Origin of the sequence: Streptomyces sp. NPDC048590, from assembly GCF_043199535.1 — a bacterium.
Classification (GTDB): Bacteria; Actinomycetota; Actinomycetes; order Streptomycetales; family Streptomycetaceae; genus Streptomyces.
The window spans coordinates 99,247-121,373 of sequence record NZ_JBICWC010000005.1 but is presented as its reverse complement, the minus strand read 5'-3'; the positions used below and the strand labels follow the sequence as shown (position 1 = coordinate 121,373).

19 protein-coding genes are annotated in these 22,127 nt (G+C 70.3%); 5 read left to right on the top strand and 14 right to left on the bottom strand.

The features are described 5' to 3' along the window. Positions 1–65: 65 nt before the first annotated feature. On the bottom strand, positions 66–2,885 hold the full coding sequence (locus ACGFNN_RS16425; protein ID WP_393556419.1) for a M4 family metallopeptidase: 2,820 nt from the start codon (positions 2,883–2,885) through the stop codon (positions 66–68). Between the two features lie 198 nt (positions 2,886–3,083). Here ACGFNN_RS16425 and ACGFNN_RS16420 point away from each other — a divergent pair, with 198 nt between their 5' ends. Continuing rightward, positions 3,084–4,100 (top strand): LuxR C-terminal-related transcriptional regulator, encoded by a 1,017-nt coding sequence (locus ACGFNN_RS16420; RefSeq protein WP_393556417.1) that lies wholly within the window; start codon positions 3,084–3,086, stop codon positions 4,098–4,100. 104 nt (positions 4,101–4,204) lie between these two features. Here ACGFNN_RS16420 and ACGFNN_RS16415 read toward each other — a convergent pair whose 3' ends face one another. From ACGFNN_RS16415 to ACGFNN_RS16395, 5 genes are all read right to left on the bottom strand, one after another. Further along, a complete protein-coding gene (locus tag ACGFNN_RS16415) occupies positions 4,205–5,122 on the bottom strand; it encodes a S1 family peptidase (RefSeq protein WP_393556415.1) in 918 nt (305 codons plus the stop codon). A gap of 549 nt (positions 5,123–5,671) precedes the next feature. Next, entirely contained in the window at positions 5,672–6,055 is a 384-nt protein-coding gene (locus ACGFNN_RS16410; protein WP_393556413.1) for a DUF4440 domain-containing protein, read from the bottom strand. Then, positions 6,048–6,596: a DUF1697 domain-containing protein gene (locus tag ACGFNN_RS16405; RefSeq protein ID WP_393556411.1), complete on the bottom strand. Its 549-nt coding sequence runs from the start codon at positions 6,594–6,596 to the stop codon at positions 6,048–6,050. Before ACGFNN_RS16405 ends, ACGFNN_RS16410 begins: the two co-directional genes overlap by 8 nt. Before the next feature lie 189 nt (positions 6,597–6,785). Next, positions 6,786–7,988 (bottom strand): S8 family peptidase, encoded by a 1,203-nt coding sequence (locus ACGFNN_RS16400; protein ID WP_393556409.1) that lies wholly within the window; start codon positions 7,986–7,988, stop codon positions 6,786–6,788. A 141-nt stretch (positions 7,989–8,129) separates the two neighbouring features. Further along, on the bottom strand, positions 8,130–8,279 hold the full coding sequence (locus tag ACGFNN_RS16395) for a hypothetical protein (RefSeq protein ID WP_393556407.1): 150 nt from the start codon (positions 8,277–8,279) through the stop codon (positions 8,130–8,132). An 88-nt stretch (positions 8,280–8,367) separates the two neighbouring features. On the opposite strand from ACGFNN_RS16395, the gene ACGFNN_RS16390 reads away from it, so the two are divergent. Next, entirely contained in the window at positions 8,368–9,306 is a 939-nt protein-coding gene (locus ACGFNN_RS16390; protein WP_393556405.1) for a hypothetical protein, read from the top strand. 117 nt (positions 9,307–9,423) lie between these two features. Here ACGFNN_RS16390 and mgt read toward each other — a convergent pair whose 3' ends face one another. From mgt to ACGFNN_RS16370, 4 genes are all read right to left on the bottom strand, one after another. Continuing rightward, complete coding sequence (mgt, locus tag ACGFNN_RS16385) at positions 9,424–10,620, bottom strand: macrolide-inactivating glycosyltransferase (RefSeq protein WP_393556403.1); 1,197 nt, start codon at positions 10,618–10,620, stop codon at positions 9,424–9,426. Between the two features lie 79 nt (positions 10,621–10,699). Further along, positions 10,700–12,001 (bottom strand): ABC transporter substrate-binding protein, encoded by a 1,302-nt coding sequence (locus tag ACGFNN_RS16380; protein WP_393556402.1) that lies wholly within the window; start codon positions 11,999–12,001, stop codon positions 10,700–10,702. Continuing rightward, on the bottom strand, positions 12,001–12,840 hold the full coding sequence (locus ACGFNN_RS16375; RefSeq protein ID WP_393556401.1) for a carbohydrate ABC transporter permease: 840 nt from the start codon (positions 12,838–12,840) through the stop codon (positions 12,001–12,003). The genes ACGFNN_RS16380 and ACGFNN_RS16375 overlap by 1 nt, the downstream gene beginning before the upstream one ends. Further along, entirely contained in the window at positions 12,837–13,793 is a 957-nt protein-coding gene (locus ACGFNN_RS16370) for a carbohydrate ABC transporter permease (RefSeq protein WP_393556399.1), read from the bottom strand. Before ACGFNN_RS16370 ends, ACGFNN_RS16375 begins: the two co-directional genes overlap by 4 nt. A 125-nt stretch (positions 13,794–13,918) precedes the next feature. On the opposite strand from ACGFNN_RS16370, the gene ACGFNN_RS16365 reads away from it, so the two are divergent. Continuing rightward, a complete protein-coding gene (locus ACGFNN_RS16365; RefSeq protein ID WP_393556397.1) occupies positions 13,919–14,785 on the top strand; it encodes a phosphotransferase in 867 nt (288 codons plus the stop codon). A gap of 57 nt (positions 14,786–14,842) precedes the next feature. On the opposite strand, the gene ACGFNN_RS16360 is transcribed toward ACGFNN_RS16365, so the two are convergent. Together ACGFNN_RS16360 and ACGFNN_RS16355 are read right to left on the bottom strand one after the other, a co-directional pair. Beyond that, positions 14,843–16,159, bottom strand: a complete 1,317-nt coding sequence (locus ACGFNN_RS16360) for an MFS transporter (protein WP_393556395.1) — start codon at positions 16,157–16,159, stop codon at positions 14,843–14,845. Continuing rightward, the gene (locus ACGFNN_RS16355) at positions 16,156–16,776 is read right to left on the bottom strand and encodes an ArsR/SmtB family transcription factor (protein ID WP_393556393.1); all 621 of its coding nucleotides are present in this window, start codon (positions 16,774–16,776) and stop codon (positions 16,156–16,158) included. The genes ACGFNN_RS16360 and ACGFNN_RS16355 overlap by 4 nt, the downstream gene beginning before the upstream one ends. A gap of 169 nt (positions 16,777–16,945) precedes the next feature. On the opposite strand from ACGFNN_RS16355, the gene ACGFNN_RS16350 reads away from it, so the two are divergent. Then, positions 16,946–17,458 carry a hypothetical protein gene (locus tag ACGFNN_RS16350; protein ID WP_393556391.1) on the top strand — a complete coding sequence of 171 codons (513 nt, stop codon included), beginning with the start codon at positions 16,946–16,948 and terminating at the stop codon, positions 17,456–17,458. 24 nt (positions 17,459–17,482) lie between these two features. Here ACGFNN_RS16350 and ACGFNN_RS16345 read toward each other — a convergent pair whose 3' ends face one another. Beyond that, positions 17,483–18,214 carry a 3'-5' exonuclease gene (locus ACGFNN_RS16345; protein WP_393556390.1) on the bottom strand — a complete coding sequence of 244 codons (732 nt, stop codon included), beginning with the start codon at positions 18,212–18,214 and terminating at the stop codon, positions 17,483–17,485. Positions 18,215–18,290: 76 nt separating this feature from the next. Then, positions 18,291–19,523 carry an SAV2148 family HEPN domain-containing protein gene (locus ACGFNN_RS16340; RefSeq protein ID WP_362549167.1) on the bottom strand — a complete coding sequence of 411 codons (1,233 nt, stop codon included), beginning with the start codon at positions 19,521–19,523 and terminating at the stop codon, positions 18,291–18,293. Positions 19,524–19,901: 378 nt separating this feature from the next. On the opposite strand from ACGFNN_RS16340, the gene glgX reads away from it, so the two are divergent. Next, positions 19,902–22,058 carry a glycogen debranching protein GlgX gene (glgX, locus tag ACGFNN_RS16335; RefSeq protein WP_393556388.1) on the top strand — a complete coding sequence of 719 codons (2,157 nt, stop codon included), beginning with the start codon at positions 19,902–19,904 and terminating at the stop codon, positions 22,056–22,058. Positions 22,059–22,127 lie beyond the last annotated feature (69 nt).

Genomic DNA, 22,127 nt, shown 5'->3' with positions numbered 1-22,127 from the left:
GCGCGGAAGCGGTCCGGGCCCCTCCGGGGAGTCCGGACCGCTTTCTGTCAACGGCCGCTTTCAGGTCAGCAGTTGCCCGCCGGACGGTCGCGCTTCACCAGGTTGGTGTATCCGGTGGTGCCGTCCAGCCAGAGGACGCGGGTCCCGGCGTCCGAGGCGGGGTACACCTGGTCGCCGCGGTTGCACGAGACGCGGCGCGGGCCGCCCTTGCCCTCGGGGGTCGTCTGGTAGAGCTTCGGCAGCGTGTCGTTGGCGTAGCTCGTAGCCGCAGGCAGGCTCGTCACGGTGACGGCGTCGTCGGACGCGGTCAGGGCGTAGGCGTACAGCGATCCCTCGCCGGCCTCGGGGAGGACGGTGATGTGGTCCGAGCCGTCGAGCGCGGCACGCTCGACCGCTGCCTTGTAGCCGTCGGTCAGGTCCTGGTCGAAGATCCAGAAGACGCCGTCGTCGGTGATGGCGGTCTGACCGATGCCCATGGCGGTGTCCTTGTCCACGGGCATCAGCTTCTTGGTGCCCGTGGCGGTGTCGAAGACCTCCACGCCCAGCTTGTAGCCGCCGCTCTCCGGCCACATCTTGGCGTAGGCGATCTTGCCGTCCCGCACGGACGGCAGAGCTGTCGAGAGCTCGTGGCGGCCGTCGTCGACCATGCCGGACGCCCCGGTCCTGATGTTGATGTAGGCGACGTGCTGCACGCCGGTGTAGGGGTCCATCACCGAGTACACGAGGTAGTCACCGTCAAGGGCGACGCCCGACACGTTCGTCCCCGAGGCGCCCACGGTCTTGACCACCCCGCCGCCGACCGGGCGCACGTGGAACAGGATGCTCGTCGCCCCGTACTCGGCCCAGGCGACGTTCTTGCCGTCCGTGGTCGCGTAGACGTTGAAGTTGCCGTTGTTCGGGCTGACCAGCTTCTGTCCGCCCTTGCCGTTGGTGTTGCCGAGCCAGACGGAGTAGGGCTCGCTGCCGTCCTCGTTGCTCCGGGAGACTGCGTACTTGCCACCACCGGCGCCGACGCCGGTCCCGGAGACGTTGACCTTGCCGAGCAGGGTGTCGGTGTCCACGCCGAGCGCCGTCTCCCAGCCGGGCACGATGCCGTGCGCGTCGAAGGAGCGCTTCACGATCTTCATCTGGGCCTTGGTGGCGCCCAGTTCCTGGGCCGCCGCGATGACCGCGGCGCGACCCTCGGTGAACCCGTCGAGCGGGGTCATGTAGGCGGTCAGCGCCCGGTAGACGATCTTGTCGGCGAACGCGGGGTCCAGGTCCTGGCGGAGGTCCCAGAGCGCGCCGGAGAAGATCGTGGAGTTGAGGTGCACTCCGCCGTTGTCGGCCCGGTAGGAGACGCCGATGAAGTCCTTGGACGTGGTCGCGCCGTCGTCCAGGTCGCGCAGAGCGCAGTCACGCGGGCTCGCGGTGGTGCAGAGGTCCTCGCCGAGGAGCGCGGCGTCGGGGTCGTCCATGGATATGTGGTTGGCCGTGACGTCGATCGCGTTGCCGAAGTAGTCGGCGATCGCCTCGTTCATGGCACCCGACTGACCTGCGTAGACGAGACCCGCGCTGTGCTCGACGACGCCGTGGGTCATCTCGTGGCCGACGACGTCGGTGTCCGCCGAGAAGGTTCGGTAGTCACCGCCGCCCTGGCCGTAGACCATCTTCCCGCCGTCCCAGAAGGCGTTGTTGAACGGCTGGCCGTTGTTGACCACACCGACCAGGGAGTAGATGAAGCCGTCGTTGTCGTCCAGGCCCTTACGGCCGAAGTTGGACTTGTAGTAGTCGTAGACCTGGTGGGCGCCCCAGTGCGCGTCGACCGCGCCGGAGTTGGTGTAGTCCTCACCCAGCTCGGGGGTGGCAGGGCGGAAGGTCTTGATCCCGCTCGGCCAGACGCCCGACGCGGAGGCGGCCTCCTTGCCGCGGGCGTCATAAGTCGCCAGCAGCGGACCGACATTCGGGTTGGTGCCACGGAATCCGTAGTCGATGGTCTGGAGCGCGCCGTCGGTGCCCCGGTAAAGGTTCACGTCGACGGTCTCGCCGTTGTAGCGCTTGCCCGAGCCCTTCACCACGAGTTCCTGCGCGGCGGCGGTGGAGGCCTGCTCCGGGGCGTCGCCGGTGGCACCGGACGAAGCGGGAACACCGGCCGAGGCGCCGAAGGTCTTGATCGCGCTGTACTGGAGCAGCGGGAAGCCGGAGTGGGCGTCGACGTACACGTTCTGCTTGACCGGGCTGCCGTCGAGCGGGCTGGTGCCGGTAACGGTGATGTGCCGGGTGAGGACGCCGTCCCCCTGCGGCAGGACGGCGAGTCCTTCGGCCGAACCGGTCAGCGTGGACTTGGCGTCGGCGGACTTCAGGCTCGCCGAGCCCTCGGCGGCCGGCTTGCGTACCGGGCCGGAGCCGAGCTGGGTCATGACGGCGCCGACGGCCCGCTCGATCGCCTTCTGCTCGGTGACCTTCGGCTCCACGGTGTCCAGCTTCAGCCGGGTGAAGTACTTGCCCGAGGTGCCGGTGACGGTGCGCTTGCCGTCCTTCTTGTCCATGCGCACGACGTACTGCCCGCCGAGCACCGGTACGCCCTTGTACTTCTGCTGGAGGCGGACGGTCTCACGGCCGCCCTCGGTCTCGGTACCGGCGGAAACGAGGTTCTTGTCCGCGTCGGCGATGTGGTAGCGGCTCGACTTGGCCTTGAGGTGCCCACGCGCGGCATCGGCGGCGCTGCCTGTCGCGGCGGCGGCCTCGTCAAGGCCCGTGACGAGGGCCGGGGTGGCCGTCTCGTCGCCGGGCACCACCGAGGACGCGGCGGGGTCCGTGGCAGGCGCCGCCTGGGCGGCCGGGACGGCCGAGACCAGGAGGCCGGCAGCCGCGAGAAGCGCGGCGACTCCGTGGCCGACGGTCATGCCCGCCGGGATTCCGGATCTGACGGCTCTCCTACGGGGTGCTGTTCGCACGTTGTTCCTCCGTTAGCACTGGCACGGGACCGGATGTCGGTGCCCACATGCAAGTACCGGAGGCCCCCGGTGAACAATGTGTTCCAGGTGCCGACTTGTGTACGTGCACACTTGTGTACCCCGCAACGGACAGCGAAGATCGTCGCCGTGGACCAGTCGGATCAGGACGTACGGTGGCAGGCCCTCGGGCTGGGGTCGGTCGAGCTCAGGGTGTACGAAGCCCTGCTCAACGAGCCGGAACACGGCACCCGAGCCGCGCTGGCCCGAAGCCTGGGACTGCCCGTGCGCCGGGTCACCGCGGCGCTGGACGGGCTGGCCGGGCGCGGCTTCACTCTTCCGCCGGGGCAGGGGGCGAGGAAGCTTCCGAGCCCGGTCGCCCCCGCCACCGCGCTCCGAGGCCTGATCCATCTCAGCCAGGCGGATCTGCTGCACCGCTCGGCCGAACTGGAGGAGCTGACTGGGTCGGTGGACCGGATGGCCGCCCAGTTGCTGAGCACGGCACACGACACCGGCGCCTTCGGGATCGAGACGATCCACGGCAGCGAGGCGATCGCCGAACGCGTCGCCGGGCTCCTCGTGTCCGCGACCACCGAAGTGGCGCTGCTCGACCGGCCGCCGTACGCGGCGAGCGCCCCGGACGGCATGCCGGCCCCGCTGAACATGACCGACCCGGTACGGCGAGGGGTCCGGGTGAGGGCGGTGGTGGACCGGGAAGGGCTGAGCTTCCAGGGCCGCGCACGCGGGCTGGACGAACTCGCCGCGCACGGCGTGCAGATACGGGTGGGGACGGACCTTCCCACGAAGCTGATCACCGTCGACCGCCGGGTGACGCTGCTCCCGCCGACCGACGCGGCCGACCCCACCGCGTCGGCACTGCTGGTGAGCGACTCGCTGCTGAGCCACGCGCTGGTGCCGCTGTTCGAGGCGGTCTGGGAGCACGCCACCCCCATCGGGTCCGAATCGCACGGCCAGGTCACGGAGGAGGAACGGGAGTTGCTGACCATGCTGGCCTCGGGGTTGAAGGACGAGGCCATCGCGCGGCGGCTGGATGTCCATGTGCACACGGTCCGCCGTCGCATTTCCCGTCTGATGCAGGCGCTGAACGTCGAGACCAGGTTCCAGGCGGGAGTGCAGGCCACGCTCAGGGGCTGGCTGACGAACTGAGACCGGCGGGGGCAGCGCGCCCGATGACGTGGGCGGGCACGGCAGCGGGCCGCGCTCGGAAAGCGCGGCCCGCCGGAAGGACATATGTGCCGGGTCGGGTCTTCCTAGAAGACGCTGACGCCGTAGGCGTTGAGGGCCTCCACGACCGGCTGGAAGAAGGTGGTCCCGCCCGAGGAGCAGTTGCCGCTGCCGCCGGAGGTGAGACCCAGGGCGGTGCTGCCGGAGAACAGCGAGCCGCCGCTGTCGCCGGGCTCGGCGCAGACGTTGGTCTGGATCATGCCGTAGACGATGTCGCCACCGCCGTAGTTCACCGTGGCGTTGAGCCCGGTGACCGTGCCGCTGTGCACCCCGGTGGTGGAACCGGAGCGCTTCACCGCCTGGCCGACCCTGGGGTTCGCGGCCGTGGTGATGTCCTGGTAGCTGCCGTTGTAGAGGTAGACCCGGCCGTCCGCGTTGGCGGAGTTGCTGTGCCGGATCAGCCCGTAGTCGTTGGTCGGGAAGCTGCTGCCGGCACGCGATCCGAGCACCGACGTCTGACCGGAGTTGGTGTACCAGGTGCTGCCGATCTCGGTGCAGTGGCCCGCCGTCAGGGCGTAGTAGGTGCTGCCGCTGCGGACGTTGAAGCCGAGTGAGCAGCGACCGCCGCCGGCGTAGATGGCCTGGCCGCCCGCGATCAGCTTGTTGAACGTGCCCGGGGTCCGCTTGATGTCGGCCTTGGCGCCCGTGTCGGCGACCGACTTCTTGATCGTGGCGATCTCGGCGGCGGTGACCGTGCTGTCGACGGTGACGACGACCTTGCCGGTGTTCGCCTCGGTGTACCAGGCGGTGCCGGCGATGTCGGCGCCGCGTACCGCCGAACTGGCCTCGGCCAGCTCCGCCTTCGTCACGGTGGCGTCCGGGGTCGCGTGGGCGACCGCGGTGGGTGCCGCAAGCGCGACAGCGGTCACCAGACCCGAGGTCGCCGCGATGAGGCGAGCACGTCTGGAGATCGAGCCGAGGGGGGCGAAGCGCTTGAAGGTCACAGGGTCCTCCGGTTTTGGGGGGTGCCGGTCCGCTGGGTGGGCGGTCCGGGTGTGCGGCTCTCCACGACCAGTGGGATTTCTCGCCGTGGACCTGCCAACCGCACGCCACGAATCCTTGACTCCGCTTGGGCTGGTGACAAGGTCGCCTTCCGGACCGCCGCAGCGAGGGGGGCCGCCCGCTCCCGGTGGCCGCGTCGGCGCCCTCCGCACACCGGCGTCCGCTCACCGGACGGAGCCGGTCTGCGAATTGCTGCAAAGCGAGGAACACCGGGGCGGACTTCGGCCGTTGTCTACGCGCATCGCGTTCACACACGCCCGGCGCCGCCCGGAAGGCCGGCGGACGGGGGATCCCCGGAGTCCTCCCGGAAGCCGGTGACGCCCGTCCGTTCGGTCGGCTTTACCTGCCTTTTGCCCGGGCCGCCCTTCTGGCCGGAACTGGCCCTTCCGGCGAGAACCGGCCGGAGCCCGGGCCCGGATCAGTCCGGCTCCGCGTCCTTGCGCCGAGGGCCCCGCACGTGCTGCGGGCGTGCCTGGGAGGCGGCGGGCGCCTCAGACCTCTGCGAACGGGTCGTCGATGAAGGGGGTGGCCTGGTGGAAGTAGAGGCGCCAGCCGTCCCCGGTCAGCCGCCAGAGTGAACTGCGGTGGGAGCGGAGCCCTTTGGACTCGGTGTCGAAGGTGAGGTGCACCAGATCGGGCGCGAGCTGCTCACCTCTCATCCGGGACGCGGTGAGAGGTCCGGGGCGCGGCGCGTCGGGGTCCGTGAGCATGGCGATGATGGTGTCCCGCTCCCAGAGCCGACCACTGGTGCCGATCTCCCGGAAATCGGGGTGCAGGAGGCCGGCCAGTACGTCGGCGGACGCGCGCACCACGGGATCGAGCAGGCGGAGCTCGCCCTCGATCGCTGCGGCCACGGCCGGAGAGGGCTCAGTCACGCGTCATCTCCACGAGTCTCACGACGGTGTTCCAGTTACGGCTGGTGGCCAGGAGCCCACGGGTGACGGCGGGCCTGCCGAGGGCGACGGCGAGCTTGGAACGTCCCAGCCCGTCGGGGGCGTACAGGTAGAGGGCCTTGTCCCCGAGCCGGAACTCCTCGGGGCGGAAGGACTCCGCGTCGATCGAGGCGAAGCGCGCGGAGTCGACGGGCCGGTCGAAGTACGTCACATGGAGCTGCTTGCCCTCGAGTTCGGCCGCCGGGAAGGGGCATGCGTCGACGACTCCCGCGAGGTACGAGGCCGAGCGGACGAGACAGTCCACCGGGAACCCGAAGTGCGACTCGATGGCGTGCTCCACCTCGGCCCGGAGTGCTTCCTCGTCACCGGACGAGCTGCGGAACACCGCGTTACCGCTCTGCAGATGGGTCGCGACGTCCGCGTACCCCAGCTTCCCGAGCAGTTCGCGGAGTTCAGGCATCGGGACCTTGCGGTGCCCGCCGACATTGATCCCCCGCAGCAGTGCCGCGTACATCGCGCTCATGGTCCCCACCCTAGGGTGTCGGGCTCACCAGGTCCGCACGGGGCGCGTCGCCGGGGGCCCGATCCACCCGGCGCGCCGAGGGTCTGTCCGGCGGATCTTCGCGGGCCCGCGAAGATCCGCCGGACAGGCCCGAGACCGCCGCGCCCCGTGGGGGAGAGCGCGGCGGCCTCGGGGTCAGTTGTACCCGACCTACTCGACGATCTTCAGGAGCTTGTTGGCGGTTCCTTCGGTCGCGTCGGATATGGCGTCGGCCGTGGCCCCGCCGGTGAGCGCGGCGGCGACCTCCTCAGGGGTGGCGTCCGGATGCCCGGCCAGGTACACGGCGGCCGCGCCCACGACGTGCGGCGTCGCCATCGATGTGCCGGAGATGGTGTTGGTGGCGTCGTCGCCGGAGTTCCAGGCCGAGGTGATGTCGGAGCCGGGGGCGTAGATGTCCACGACCGCTCCGTAGTTGGAGAAGGAGGACTGCTGGTCGTCCTTGGTGGACGAGGCGACCGTGATCGCCTCCGGTACGCGTGAGGGGGAGCCCTCGCCCGCGTCGGTGGACTCGTTGCCCGCGGCGACCGCGAAGGTCACGCCGGAGGCGATGGCCTTCTGTACGGCGGCGTCCAGGGCGGGGTCCGCGGACCCGCCGAGGCTCATGTTGGCGACGGACGGGCCCTCGTGGTTGGCGGTGACCCAGTCGATGCCGGCGACGACCTGCTCGGTGGTGCCCGAGCCCTCGTCGTCCAGGACGCGGACGGCGACGATCTTCGCCTTCTTGGCCACACCGTGGGAGGCGCCCGCGATGGTTCCGGCCACGTGGGTGCCGTGACCGTTGCCGTCGTCCGCGTCGTCGTCGTTGTCGACGGCGTCGAAGCCCGAGGTGGCGCGGCCCTCGAAGTCCTTGTGGGTGACCCGCACACCGGTGTCGATGACGTACGCGGTGACGTCGCCGCCCGCAGAGTCCGGGTAGGTGTAGGCGCCGTCCCCTGCGGTCCCGGCCTGGTCGATCCGGTCCAGCCCCCAGGAAGGGGGGTTGTCCTGGGTGGCGTCGATGTGGAACTTCTTGTTCTGGACCACCTTGTCGACGGCCGGGTCGGCCGCGAGCCTCTTCGCCTCGGTCTCCGAAAGGCCATCGGCGGAGAAGCCGTTGACGGCGGAGCTGTAGCTCCTGCGGAGCTTTCCGCCGTACTCCTCGGCAAGATCGGCCTTGTCGGCCTTCTCGTCCAGCATGACGATGTAGCTGCCGGAGACGGCGGTCGCCGCGTCGGCTCCGTAGACGGTGCCCATCGCGGGCGCCGTCGCGGCCCCGGCGAGCGGCGTGGTGAGCAGAGTGACGCCGACGGCCGCCGCCACCGCGGTGGTCGCGGCAGTGAGCTTGACCGAGCGTATGCGCTTGTGAATCGCCATGAAGAGGGGTCTCCTCGTCATTCTTTGTGGGGGGATTGGCCCTCGGCCGGAAGATCTCCGGGGGCTGCCTCGAAACACTGCTCGATTGACGCGCTCAGATCAAGACCTTCATGCAGCCGTCACGGAGTCGGCGAACTTCGGTCACAGTTGCGACCGCCTCTTCACACCCGCGCAGGGGCAGGCCGCCCGAACACCGCACTCCATCACGTCGAACAGGCGCACCGGACGGGTGAACTCGCTCCAGGAGGCCGCGGGCAGGTGGACCCGGTACGCCGGATTGGCATCGTTCATCCGTGCACATCGCCAGTCATGCGCCCCGCACGCCGATGCCGGGCAACACACGGAAATCAGGGTCCACGGCCGCCACAGGGGTCGCCGCGTGAGGAGGGCCGGGGGCACCGAGGGATCTCGCGGGACGAGCCGGCGCGCGCTGCTCGCCGCGGCCGCCGCCTCCGCGGCCGGGCTCGCCGCGGTGCTCGCCACCGGCGTACCGGACACGCAGACCCCCGCGACCGAGGTGAACGGCAAGGCGCGCGGCAACCCGGCTCCGGGCGGAGGCCCGGCGCCGTGGGCCCCGGGAGTGTCCGGCGGCCCGGGGGCGGTCTTCAGCCCCCTCTTCACGAGCGATGGCCTGATCACCAACGAGTACGCCCACAGCCACCCGGACGCCGACGACGCGCGCCTCTCCGACGACTGGGACGTCACCAGCGGATCCCTCTTCGCCCACTGGTCCTGCGGGTGGACCGGGCCGCCGGACGGTGGACCCTCCGGCCCCGGCTCCAGCCCCCGCACGGGGTCCTCCGTCTTCCGTCTGGTCACCCACCGCCGGGACTTCGGCGACACCGCCGTGCGCTGCTGGATGTTCGTGAGACCTCCGGGCACGACCCCGCGCACCCCCGCCCGCGGCTGGGACGGCGGACACCTCTGGCTCCGCTACCACAGCCCGCAGGAGCTCTACGCGCTGAGCTTCTGCCGTCGTGACTCCACGGTCACCCTCAAACGGAAGTACCCACCGCGTGGTTTGCCGGGCGGGGAGGGGGTCTACACCACGCTCGCCACCGGGGAACACGCCCTCTCCTACGAGCGGTGGCACCACATCGCGGCCACGGCCGGCCGTTGCGACGAGGGGCATGTACGGCTCACCCTGGCCGTCGACGGCAGGACCGTACTGGAGGCCGAGGACACGGACCCGGGCCGACTGGCCGAGGCGGGCGGCGTCGGACTGCGGGGGGACAACAGCGAGATGGCGTTCCTCGGCTTCACCGCCGGACCCGGTTCCCGACCCACACACTGCCGGGCGGGAGACGCGGACGCCTGACGGCGCTCCGGCGGCCGGGAACGGAAGGGCGGCCGGCACCGGTCACCCTGCTCCCAGGTGACTGGTCACCGGTGACCGGGAACGGAGAGGTGGCCGGCTCGGACCGCCGTCCCCGCCTCACCGCCCCGGCAGTTCGGCCTCGATGAGGTCGGCGGCACGCCGGGTGCCTCCCTCCCCCGCCATGCGCTCCTGGATCCGCGCTAGCCTCGCGGCCACGTCGGGGTCGTCCACCAGCGCCAGGACCGCTGCGCGCAGCGAGGCCGCGTCCGCCTCCTCCTTCGGCAGATGCCGCGCGACTCCGAGCGCCTGCAGCATGTCGGCGTTGCCGAACTGGTCGACGGCCTGCGGGACCGCGACCATCGGGGTGCAGGTGGCGAGCCCCTCCTGGCTGCCGCCGGCCCCCGCGTGAGTGATGAACGCGTCCGCCTGCCGCAGGATCGCGAGCTGAGGCACCCAGGAGTGCACCTCGACGTTGCCCGGCACATCGCCCAGTTCCGACGGATCGACGTGCGCTCCGATCTGAAGCACGGTGTGCCATCCGGGCAGGTCCCCGAAGGCCTCGACGCACTCGCGGTAGAACGCCGGCTCGGCGGTGTAGGCGGAGCCGAGGGAGACCAGCAGGACCCTCTCCGCTTCGGCCGGCCGCTTCCACTCCCCCTGGTCGGCGCGTTCGCCCTGGCAGGCTCCGACGAAGGTGAAGCGATCGTGGTCCACGCGCTCGGCGTTGGGCTGGAGGGCCTCGGGGATGAGCACGAGGCCGCGCCTCGGCCGGGCCACGAAGTCGTCGGAGGAGAGGTCGCCCAGACCGTTCTCCGCGAGCCAGGAGGCGAAGCGCGCGAAGTACGCCCTGCCTCGTCCGGTCTTCCTCAGCTCGGCGTTCCCGGGCTGCCCGATCTCCTCGTCGTACCCCTCCCAGGGGACGAGGTTCGGCCAGAGCTGCACGGCGGGGACGTCCCAGCGGTGGGCGAGGACGCGTGCCGGGTAAGCGGTGATGTCGTGCAGGACCAGGTCGGGTTCGTCGCCCTCGAACGCCGCCAGGAGCTGGGGCAGCGCCTGGACGGCGTCGTCGAGGAAGGGCTCGACCCAGTCGATGGGTTCGCTGCCCCAGTCCTCCGGGGCGGTGGGCAGCGTGGAGGTGTAGATCACCGGCTCCGCCCCCGCGGCGGCGACCTTCTCGGCGAAGGAGGACGGGATCGCGTAGCTGACCCGGTACCCGCGGGCGACGAGCTCCCGGATCACTTCGAGGCTCGGGTTCACGTGCCCGTGGGCGGCGATGGAGAACATGGCGATGTGAGCACGCGGAGTCGTTGTCATGCCTCGAAGATAGACGAGACGAGACGTCTCGTCCAGTCTCTTTGGCGGACCGGATGAAGGATCGTGCACAAGAGCGGCGTCAGCGCTGGTAGCGGGCGAGCACCCGGTTCCCGTCGACCACCAGACGTCTCTTCAGCTCCTCCGTGTCGATGGCTCCGCTGTAGTACTCCTGGAGCGCCGGCGTGGCGACCTTGTCCTTCCACTCGGGGTAGCCGCGCACCGACTGCGCGGGCGCGGGCCGCAGTGCCCGGGCGAGGGCGGTCCCGGCCTCCCAGCCGTTCTCCTCGGTGTGCAGCGCCGGGTCCGCCAGGGCCTGCGTGCCGGTGGGCAGCATCCAGTCACCCCTGGCCAGCCGCACCATGTTGGCAGGGCGGAGCAGGAAGTCGACGAAGCTCATCGCCTCCTCCTTGTGCGGGCTGTCCTGGGAGATCGAGAGGGTCTGCGGGCTGACTCCCTGAGCGAGCCCGCCGCTGCCGGCCGGGGCGGGGAGTACCGTCCACTCGAAGCCCTCGGGAGCCTGTTCGGCGACCTGCTGCCGGTAGGAGAACCCCAGCGGAACCATGGCGTACTTGCCGCCGAAGAAGCCGGGAAGCGCGTCCGACCCTCCCATTCCCAGCGCCTGACGCGCCGCGCTCCCATCGGAGTTGACCTGGTCCCGGACCGTCCCGGGCATCACCTGGTCGCCCTCGCCGAAGCGGATGGTCACCTTGCCGTCGGCACCCCGGTGGAACAGCTGCCCGCCGGCCGAGAGCCCCAGGTTGAGAGTGACGGAGACCGGTTCCTTGAGCGGCCAGGCGACCCCGTACGTCCCCCGCTTCGTCAGCTTCTCGGTGACCTGCCGGAACTCGGACCAGCTCCACGGCTTCTCGGGGGTCGGTATCCGCACGCCCGAGGACTTGAGGATCTTCGTGTTGGCGATGAGGACCTTCGGCTCCTGGAGGAACGGAACGCCGTAGACGCCGTCACCGAAGGTGGTGGTCTCCCAGGAGGCGCGCGGGATGTCCTCGGTCAGCCGGCCGGGGAGCAGCTGCCTCAGGTCGGCGAGGTAACCGCCGTAGGCGAAGTCGGCCAGGTCGTCCGAGGCGTCGTGGATGATGTCGGGCGCCTCACCGCCCTCGAAGGAGGTGAGCAGCTGGTCGTGGACGTTGTCCCAGCTGCCTTGGACGTAGTCCACCTGGATGTCCGGATGGGCGGCGTTCCACTCGTGGACCAGCTGCTTGTTGGCGTCGACCGACTCCTTCTGCCAGGCCAGCGACTGGAAGCTGAGCCGGATCACACCGTCTTCCGCGCCACCTCCACCGTCCGCCGTGCAGCCTGCCAGCAGGAGGGCGAGTGCGGTGGTCACGGCGGCGGCGAACGCGGGAAGGCCCCGGCGGCGCATCAGTGCTTCACCGCCCCGGCCGTCAGACCGCCCGTGATGCGCTTCTGGATGAGCGCGAAGATCACGAGGGACGGGAGGGTGGCGAGGAAGGCGGCCGCGGCGAGCGGTCCGAGGTCGGCCACTCCTTCCGCGCCGAGGAAGTGGGTGAGTACGACCGGCAAGGTCTGCTTCTCCGGTGTCTTGAGCAGGACGAGCGCGAAGAAGAACTCGTTCCACGCGGTGATGAAGGCGAAGAGCGCGGTGGCCACGATCCCGGGAGCCAGCAGCGGGGCGACGACCGACATCAGGATCCGGCCCTTCCCCGCCCCGTCGACGGCGGCCGCCTCTTCGAGTTCGGGGGGCACGGCGCGTACGTAACCGGCCAGCATCCAGAGCGCGAAGGGCAGGGACCATACGACGTACACCAGGATCAGCCCCCACAGCGAGTTGATGAGGTGCAGGTTCTTGAGGACCAGGAACAGCGGGATGATCACCAGGACGAAGGGGAACGCCTGGCTGACGACGACCCATCCGGTGGCGGCCGCCGCCAGCCGTCCCCGGTGACGCGCCATCACATAGGCCATGGGCGTGGCGATGACGACGGCGATCAGGGCCGCGCAGAGCGCCGCGGTGAGCGAGTTCGCCGCCGCCCGCAGGAGCGGCTGTTCGTCGAAGGCCTGCCGGAAGTTGTCCAGGGTCGGGTTCCGGGGGATCCACGTCGGATGAAGCGACCCCAGCTCGCGGGCCGGTTTGAAGGCCGTGGAGAGCAGCCAGAGGAAGGGGAACGCGAGGAAGACGAGATAGCACAGGAGGGCGGCGTACTGCCCGGCGCGCGCGGTGGAACCGGTACGGAGGCTCATGCGTCCTCGCCTCCCCTCAGCCGGCCCACGAGGTAGAACGCGAGCAGTACGGAGATGACGGCGACCATCACACATCCCATCGCGGCGGCGTAGCCGAACTGGCCGTACCGGAAGGCCTCTTCGTAGGCGAAGAGCATCGGCAGCCGGGTCCGGCCGCCCGGTCCTCCGCTGGTCAGTACGTAGACCAGGGCGAAGGAGTTGAAGTTCCAGATGAAGTTGAGCGCGCTGATGGCGAGGGCGACCGGTCTGATCGCCGGCCAGGTGACCGTGCGGAATCGGCGCCAGGCGCCGGCTCCGTCCAGGGCTGCCGCCTCGTGGAGTTCGTCCGGGGTGTTCTGGAGTCCCGCGAGCAGCGCCACCGCCGTCTGCGGCATCCCCGCCCAGATCCCCACGACGATGACGGCGGGGAGCGCGGTGGCGAGTCCGGTCAGCCAGTCCCTGCCGTCGCCGAGCCCGAGATCGCGCACCGTCTCGTTGAGGATGCCCGCGTCGGGGTTGTAGACCAGCCGCCACATGATGCCGACGACCACCTCGGGCATGGCCCAAGGGATGATCGCGAGCGCCCGGGCGAGCCAGCGCATCCGCAGGTTCGCGTTGAGCAGCAGGGCCAGGCCGAGCGCCAGCACGAACTGGGGGACGGTGACTCCGACCGCCCAGACCAGGCCGATCCGGAAGGAGTCCCAGAACAGGCCGTCGTGCAGCAGGTCCTGGAAGTTCAGGAGACCGGTCCACCGGGTGGAGCGGGTCCGGCCGGACTGCGCGTCGGTGAAGGCCAGCGCTATGCCGTAGAGCAGCGGGCCCACACTGAGGATCAGAATCGGGATCAGCGCCGGCAACACCAGGAACCAGGCACCGCCGTCCCGGCGGATCCGCCCTTTTCCGTCCCGGGCGGCGCTGCCCCCTGCCCTGGGGCCCTGTGGCCCTGACCGCTTCGCCGCGGTCGCAGTTGTCATGAATTCGACCCCTTCATATGCATGGATCGGCTTCATCCGTCTATGGCCGCCCCGGCGGCCTCCGTCATCGTGCGGACGGACCGGGCGTTCGTCAAGGTGGCCTGCGCGGATGCGAAAATCGAGCCATGAACGAGATGCGGGCGCGCGAGGTACTGGACGCTGCCGGACTGCCCGGCGGGGCGGAACTCCTGGCATGGGGCGAGAACGCGGTGTTCGCCGACGGCGACCTGGTGGTCAAGGTCGGCCGGGACGCCACGGACCACCCGGAACTCCGCGAGCGTGCCGAGCGCGAGGTGGCGGTGGCGCGTTGGCTCGACGCCTGCGGTGTACCCGCCGTGCGGGCCGCCGAACCGGGTGCCCGGGTGGTGGAGGGCCACCCGGTGACCCTGTGGCACCGGCTCCCCGAAGCGGTACGCCCGCCCGAACCGCGTGATCTGGCCCCGCTGCTCTCTCAGGTCCACGCGCTGCCCTCACCCGAGGACTTCGTCCTGCCCCGCCGGGAACTGCTGGGTGGCGTCGAGCGCTGGCTGCGGCTCGCGGGTGACGCCGTCGACCCCGCGGACGCGGACTACCTGCGCGGCCGGCGAGACGGCTTCGCCAAGGCCGCTGCGGCACTGGCCCCGCACCTGAAGCCGGGCCCGGTCCACGGCGACGCACTGCCCCGCAACGTCCATGTCGGACCGGACGGCCCCGTCCTGGTCGACCTGGAGACCTTCTCCTCCGATCTGCGCGAGCACGACCTGGTGGTCCTCGCTCTCTCCCGCGACCGCTACGGCCTGCCCGCCGAGTCCTACGACGCCTTCACCGAGGCGTACGGATGGGACGTACGCACCTGGGAAGGGTGCGCCGTGCTGCGCGGCGCACGGGAGACGGCGAGCTGCGCCTGGGTCTCCCAGCACGCACCGTCGAACCCGAAGGCGCTGGCGGAGTTCCGGCGCCGGGTGGCGTCGCTGCGCGAGGACGATCCCGAGGTGCGCTGGTACCCCTTCTGATCTTCCGCCGGCCGGGACGCACCCGGACCGGCGGGGTCACCGGATCCCGCCGCCGGGTCAGCCGGACGCCGGATCGGGAGCGGACGAGGGACGGGAGCTCCCGGTGCCCGGCTCGTCCGGATCCAGGGACCGGATGCCCGGGATCGGTGAGGCCAGCAGCCAGAGGACCGACAACGCTCCCCCGACGGCGGCGACGAGGAGCGTCGCCCGCAGCCCGAACCAGGTCGCGAGCAATCCACCGAGAACTGCGCCGAGGGGGCGTACGCCGTAGTTGATCGTCCCGAACGCGCCCGCCGCACGACTGCGCATGCCATCGGGGATCAGGCTGGTCTGCAGGGCATTGAGGTTGACGTCGAAGATCATGACGCCGGCTCCGGACAGAAAACCAGCCGCGGCCAGGGCACCGGAGCGGGCCCAGAGCGGGCCGTCGGCCACTGCCGCCAGGCCGATGGGCGCGGGGAACAGTACCGACCCCACGACGACGGTGCGCCCCAGGCCCAGGCGACGGGAGAGTCTCGGAGCGAGAACCGCTCCGAGGACGGCCCCGGTCGAACCGATGCCCATGGCCAGCCCGGTGGCCCCCGGCGACAGCTCCAAAGTGCGGCCGGCGAACAGGACCAGCAGCCCGCTGCCGGCGACGAAGGTGAAGAAGTTGACCGTCACCACGCAGCCGAGGGCGGCGCGGAGTATTTCGTGGCGGACGACGAAGGAGACCCCCTCCCGGACACGTCGCAGCAGCAAGGGCGTGGATTCCCCCTTCACACCGACAGGCTGCTCGACGAGACGGATCCGCCCCAACAGGAACGCGGACACCACGTAGGAGATCGCGTCGACGGCCACTGCGACGGGCGCGGTGAGCGCCTGGACGAGCCCTCCGCCGGCCGCCGGACCGGCCACCTGGGACAGGGCTCTGCTCGCACTGAGCCGACTGTTCGCCTCGACGTAGGACGAGCGGGGCACCAGACCGACGAAGAAGGACGGATAGGCGGTGTTGAACAGCACCGCCGCGGTGCCGGTCAGCAGAGCCACGGCGTACAGCTGGCCGAGGGTCACCGCGTCGAGCAGCCAGGCGGCGGGGAGGCTGAGCAGCACGCCGGCGCGCACCAGATCGGCCAGGACCATCAGGCGGCGCTTGTGGACCCTGCGGTCGACCCAGGCTCCCAGGAAGATCGCGAGCAGGTTGGGAGTCCAGATGAGGGCGGTCAGCCCGGCCACCTGGTTCGCCGAGGCGCCGAGCGCCGTCACCGCGATCAGAGGCAGCGCCAGTTCGCTGATCCGGTCGCCGAACTGCGAGATCGTCTGTCCCGCCCAGAACAGGCGGAACCTCCCGTCGTGCCGGAGGGATGTCGTGGGAGTGGTCTCCGTGGCGCTCATCGCGACCGGCCGTCGTACCGCTCGCCGTCCTCCGCCCCCCGCTCCCCGGCCTGTTCCGGCAGCGCGTAACGCAGCATGCGGACACCGCGGCTTCCGGCCGGGCGGTCGGCGGGGTCTCGTGTCACGTACGGGGCGAGTACCCGCTCGATCTCGTCCTCGATCAGGGCGAGTTCCTCCGCTGACACGACCACGCGCGTGTTGGCCAGGCCGGAAGCCCTCTGCCACGCGGGGTCCAGATGCGGTTCGGTCTCGGCCACCCACCTGCCGGGCAGATCGCCGTAGCGCACGAACATCTCCAGCGAGAGCGCCCGCGCCGCGGACCTGCCCTCCTCGTCCTCCGGCGCCTCGAACCGGAAGCCACGTGCCACCGCCTCCCAGCGCCTTTCCCTGCGGTCCTGGCCTGCTGCGGCGTCTCGGACCAGCCCGAACCCGGCCAGGTGACGCAGATGCCAACTGGTCACCGAAGGAGTCGCTCCCACGTGGGGCGCGAGTCCGGTGGCAGTCGCCGGGCCGTGCCGCTGGAGGCGGTCGAGGATCGCCAGCCTCACCGGATGTGCCAGCGCCCGCATCGCCTGTGGATCAGTGATCTCTATGTCGCCCAGCCGGTTTCCGTCCATGACGTGAGAGCCTCCTCTCACATATTGTGAGAGTCAACTCTCATATTCGGCCACCGTCTCAGCCTCCACAGCAGGACGAAACGGGTAGAGCGAGCCCGGTCGGAGGGAGTTCGCGCTATCGTCCGGCATCGCCTTGAACCCGCCCGCCGGACCCGCATAGATTGATCACGTGGGCTTCTTCGACGCGTTGACCGGAACCAGACGTCCCGAGGACGGCGTCGCGCCGCGCCCGGCCGATGATGTGCGGAGGGCCCTGCTCGCCCTCAACAGCAACGAGGTCCCGTACGTCGTCCGCGACGGAGCGTCACATGACGCCGATCTGGTGGCGGAGTGGCGGATCGCCGAACCCGCCTGGCAGAACTTCTTCCTCTCCTCCCAGCTGACGCATGCCATCCGGATCCGTATGCGCCTGGCCGGATCGGAGCACGAAGTGCGCGCCGTGGAGGAGCAGTGGGAGGTCACCCGCGTCGGCAACCCCCCGCGGTTCCAGACCTCGGCGGCGTACGCCCGCGGGGCGGGCAGGACCGTCTCCCGCCGCTACACGCTCCAGCGCGGGGAGAGCGGACGCCTGGAGGCGACCGAGACCTTCAGCTTCGACAGCGCGCAGCTCACCGAGCCCTTGCGGAACGCCGCCCTCGAGTCCGGCTGGACCTGGCGCGGAGTCATCTTCGGCAAGCTGTAAACGTTGGCGTGTCCCGGGCCCGGATCACCCCATCCCGACCGCCGGCTCCCTCCGCGGGATGAGCGGCCAGGCGGCCTCGACGACCGCGGCCGGATCCGTGGTGCGCCGCAGATAGGCCTGGAGGGACCGCGACTGCTCGGCCGCCGCCCGGATCTGGAGGCCGTGCAGATCCACCAGCTCCATACCGCCGACGCGCTCGTGCACCGCCCCCATGCGCCGCACCACCCGGGCAGCGGCCACCGCGTCCGCCCGTGCGTCGTGCGCGTCGTCCAGCGTCACGCCGTAGTGCGCGCAGAGGGCGTGGAGCGCGCGCTTCCCCTTGCGGTACTTGTCGACGTGCTTGTCGATCACCAGCGGGTCGATGACCGGCGAGGGAGCGTCACCCAGCCGCTCGCTGACCGATTCGACGCCGTACCGAAGGCACTCGCGGTCGAGGAGCGAGAGGTCGTACCGCGCGTTCATCACCACCAGGGGCGTCCCGGTGCGCAGTCCTTCGGCGACCACCCCGGCGATCTCCTCGACCGCGGAGGCGGCCGGGGCTCCGTGTTCCCGGGCCCGCCGGGTGGAGATGCCGTGGATCGCCGACGCCTGTTCGGGTATGGCCACACCGGGATCCAGCAGCCAGGTGCGCTCCCGTGAGAGCGACCCGTCGGCCTCCAGCCGCACGACGGCCGCCGTCACGATCCGGTCGGTCTCCACGTCCGTGCCCGTCGTCTCCAGGTCGAACGCCGTCAGCGGCCCGGTCATCCAGCTCATCGCGCATCTCCTTCTGTGGCGCTTCCCCCAAGTCAGACCACCTTCGCACGCGCCACTGACAGCCGGGGAAGAGGTGTCAGGAGACGGGCCGCGAGTCCGTCCAGACCGACTCGAACTCCTCCCGGTACGTCTCGAAGAGGCCGTGCTCACTGTCCTGCCCCGCCCTGACCACCGCACGCCCTCCGCCGCGCAGCACCAGCACCGGCGCCTCCATGCCGCGCGCACGCCTCAGATAGGGCTGCACGACGCCGACCGCGTCGGACCCGTCGCCGTCCACCAGATAGGCCGTGAACCGCGGAGTCTCGTCGAAGACATGGATCTGGAAGGCGCCCGGATCACGCAGCTTGGAGCGGACCCGGCGCATGTGGAGGATGTTCATCTCCACCGAGCGGCTCAGTTCGCCCTTCTTGAGACCCAGTTCGCGCTCCCGGCGCTTGACCGCGCTGCTCGCCGGGTTGATGAACAGCAGCCGGACACGGCAGCCCGACTCGGCGAGGCGGACCAGTCTGCGCCCCGAGAAGTTCTGGGTCAGGAGGTTGAGGCCTATGCCGATGGCGTCCAGCCGGCGCGCCCCGCCGAACAGGTCCTCGGCGGGCAGCTGGCGCTGGAGCCGTACCCGGTCCGGGTGGACGGAGACCACGTCGGCGTAGCGGTCGCCGACCAGTTCCTCCACCGCGTCCACGGGCAGCCGGTCGGCGGACGGCACCGCGGCTCCGCCCCCGAGGATCTCCATCAGCCGCGCGGAGGCGCGTTCGGCCTGGGCCAGGACCGCCTCGTTCAGGGCCCGGTTGCGGGAGACGACGTTACGGGCGACCTCGAGCTCGTCCAGCGCCAGTTCCACCTCGCGCCGGTCGTCGAAGTAGGGCTCGAAGCACGGCCAGTGCTGGACCATCAGCTCGCGCAGCTGCGGCAGCGTCAGGAAGCTCAGGACGTTGTCGTCGGCCGGGTCGAGCAGGTAGCCCTTGCGGCGCGACACCTCCCGGACCGCGACGGCACGCTGCACCCACTCCTGGCCGGCGGGTCCCGCGGCGGCCACCACCCAGTCCTCGCCGTGCACCGGCTCGTAGATCGGCCGGATCACGGCGGAGACGACGGCGCGCAGCCGCTGCTCCACGAGATTCAGCCAGATGTACGCCCGCCCGGCCCGCTGGGCCCTGGTGCGGACCTCGTTCCACGCGTCCGCTCCCCAGTCCAGCTCAGCGCCGATCTCCATGGGCTGCGCGAGGGAGACGGCGCCTGGCGGGGCATCGGTCGACTCCCCCTCGTGAGCTGTGTCACCTGGGGGCAGCTCGAACCCTCCCGAGCTCACCCGCGTACCGCCTTCCACTCCCCCACCAACGATCAAGGAAGGGTACTCCGACAGCGGGAGCCGGTGCAGCAGGATGCACAGGCTCCTTACCCAACTCCCCTATGTGACATGACCGTTCCTTGCGGTGAGATCGGGTGGAGTGAGATGGTTCATAGCTATTGCGCACCCCTCGCACGCCGCATACGGGACGGAGGAGCCGCCCTGCGACCCGGACCCCCTGTCCGGGGGACACCGAGGTGTCCCAGGTTGACCGGCTCGACGGGATCGTACGACGGGACCCGGCCGCACCGGTCGACGTACTAGGTAGTGGACCGTCTTTCGGGGAGTATCGGGTCGAAATGGCCCAGCACCCGGATCAGAAGTGGAAGAGTCCTATCTATGCAGGTCTGGCCGGGACACGCGTATCCCCTCGGCGCCACCTACGACGGCGCCGGAACCAACTTCGCGGTCTTCTCGGAGGCCGCCGACCGAATCGAGTTGTGCCTCCTGCACGACGACGGTTCAGAAACGGCGGTGGAGCTCCGCGAGACCGACGCCTTCGTCCGTCACGCCTATCTGCCCGGAGTGATGCCGGGACAGCGCTACGGCTTCCGGGTGCACGGGCCCTACGAACCGCAGAACGGGCAGCGCTGCAATTCGGCGAAGCTGCTCCTCGATCCGTACGCACGTGCGATCTCGGGGCAGATCGAGTGGGGTGAGGCCGTCTACGGCTACCCGTTCGGCAAGCCGGACGAGCGCAACGACCTCGACTCGGCTCCCCACATGATGAGCTCCGTCGTCGTCAATCCGTACTTCGACTGGGGCGACGACCGCCGCCCGCGTACGGACTACCACCGCACGGTGATCTACGAGGCCCATGTGAAGGGCCTGACGATGCTCCACCCGGGCCTGCCCGAGGAACTGCGCGGCACCTACGCCGGGCTCGCGCACCCGGAGATCATCGCCCATCTGACGGAACTGGGCGTCACCGCGATCGAGCTGATGCCGGTGCACCAGTTCGTCCAGGACCACCGCCTCGCCGACGCGGGCCTCGCCAACTACTGGGGCTACAACACCATCGGCTTCTTCGCCCCGCACAACGCGTACGCCTCCTGGGGCGATCGCGGGGAGCAGGTGCTGGAGTTCAAGCAAGCGGTGAAGGCGCTGCACCAGGCAGGCATCGAGGTGATCCTCGACGTGGTGTACAACCACACCGCCGAGGGCAACCACCTGGGTCCGACGCTCTCCTTCCGGGGGCTGGACAACGCCTCGTACTACCGGCTGGCCGACGACCCGAAGTACTACATGGACACCACCGGCACGGGGAACTCCCTGCTGATGCGGTCCCCGCACGTCCTTCAGCTGATCATGGACTCGCTGCGGTACTGGGTCACCGAGATGCATGTGGACGGGTTCCGTTTCGACCTGGCGGCGACCCTCGCCAGGCAGTTCCACGAGGTCGACCGGCTGTCCTCCTTCTTCGACCTGGTGCAGCAGGATCCGGTGGTGAGCCAGGTGAAGCTCATCGCGGAGCCCTGGGACGTGGGCGAGGGCGGTTACCAGGTAGGCAACTTCCCGCCGCTGTGGACCGAGTGGAACGGCAAGTACCGGGACACCGTGCGTGACCTGTGGCGGGGCGAGCCGCGCACACTCGCCGAGTTCGCGGGGCGCCTGACGGGGTCCTCGGACCTCTACCAGGACGACGGGCGGCGCCCGCTGGCCTCCATCAACTTCACCACCTGCCACGACGGTTTCACCCTGCACGACCTGGTCTCGTACAACGAGAAGCGGAACGACGCCAACGGTGAGGGCAACCGGGACGGCGAGAGTCACAACCGCTCGTGGAACTGCGGGGCGGAGGGTGAGACGGACGACAAGGAGATCCTGGAGCTGCGCAGCCGTCAGATGCGCAACTTCATCGCCACGCTGATGCTCTCCCAGGGCGTGCCCATGCTGAGCCACGGCGACGAGTTCGCCCGCACCCAGCGGGGCAACAACAACGGCTACTGCCAGGACAACGAGCTGTCCTGGGTGCACTGGCCGGATCCTGCCGCCGCCTCGCGCGCCGAGGAGGGTGAGGAGGACGGAGCCGGCACGGACACGAGTCTGCTGGAGTTCACCCGGGCGATGGTGTGGCTCCGGCGGGACCACCCGGTCTTCCGGCGCAGGCGTTTCTTCCACGGCCGCCCGGTGGAGGGCACGCACGACGAGCTGTCGGACATCGCCTGGTTCACCCCAAGGGGCGAGGAGATGACCCAGCGGGACTGGCAGGCCGCGCATGCCAAGGCGATGACGGTCTTCCTGAACGGTCACGCGATCTCGGAGCCCGGTCCGCGGGGCGAGCGGATCGCCGACGACTCCTTCCTGCTGATGTTCAACGCCGCCGCCGAGAGCCTGGAATTCACCGTCCCCATGAACCACGGCAAGCAGTGGCAGGTCGTTGTGGACACGGCGGTCCCGGACGGGGTTCCCCCCGGCGCGGGGCCCAAGGTGTCCGCGGGTGAACGGGTGACGCTGGTCGGGCGGAGCCTGACGGTGCTCAAGCGTCCGGCGTAGGCCGATGGGGTGACGGGCACCGGCCGGGCAGCGGGCCGCCGGTGCCCGGAGGAGCGCGGAGGTGGGAGA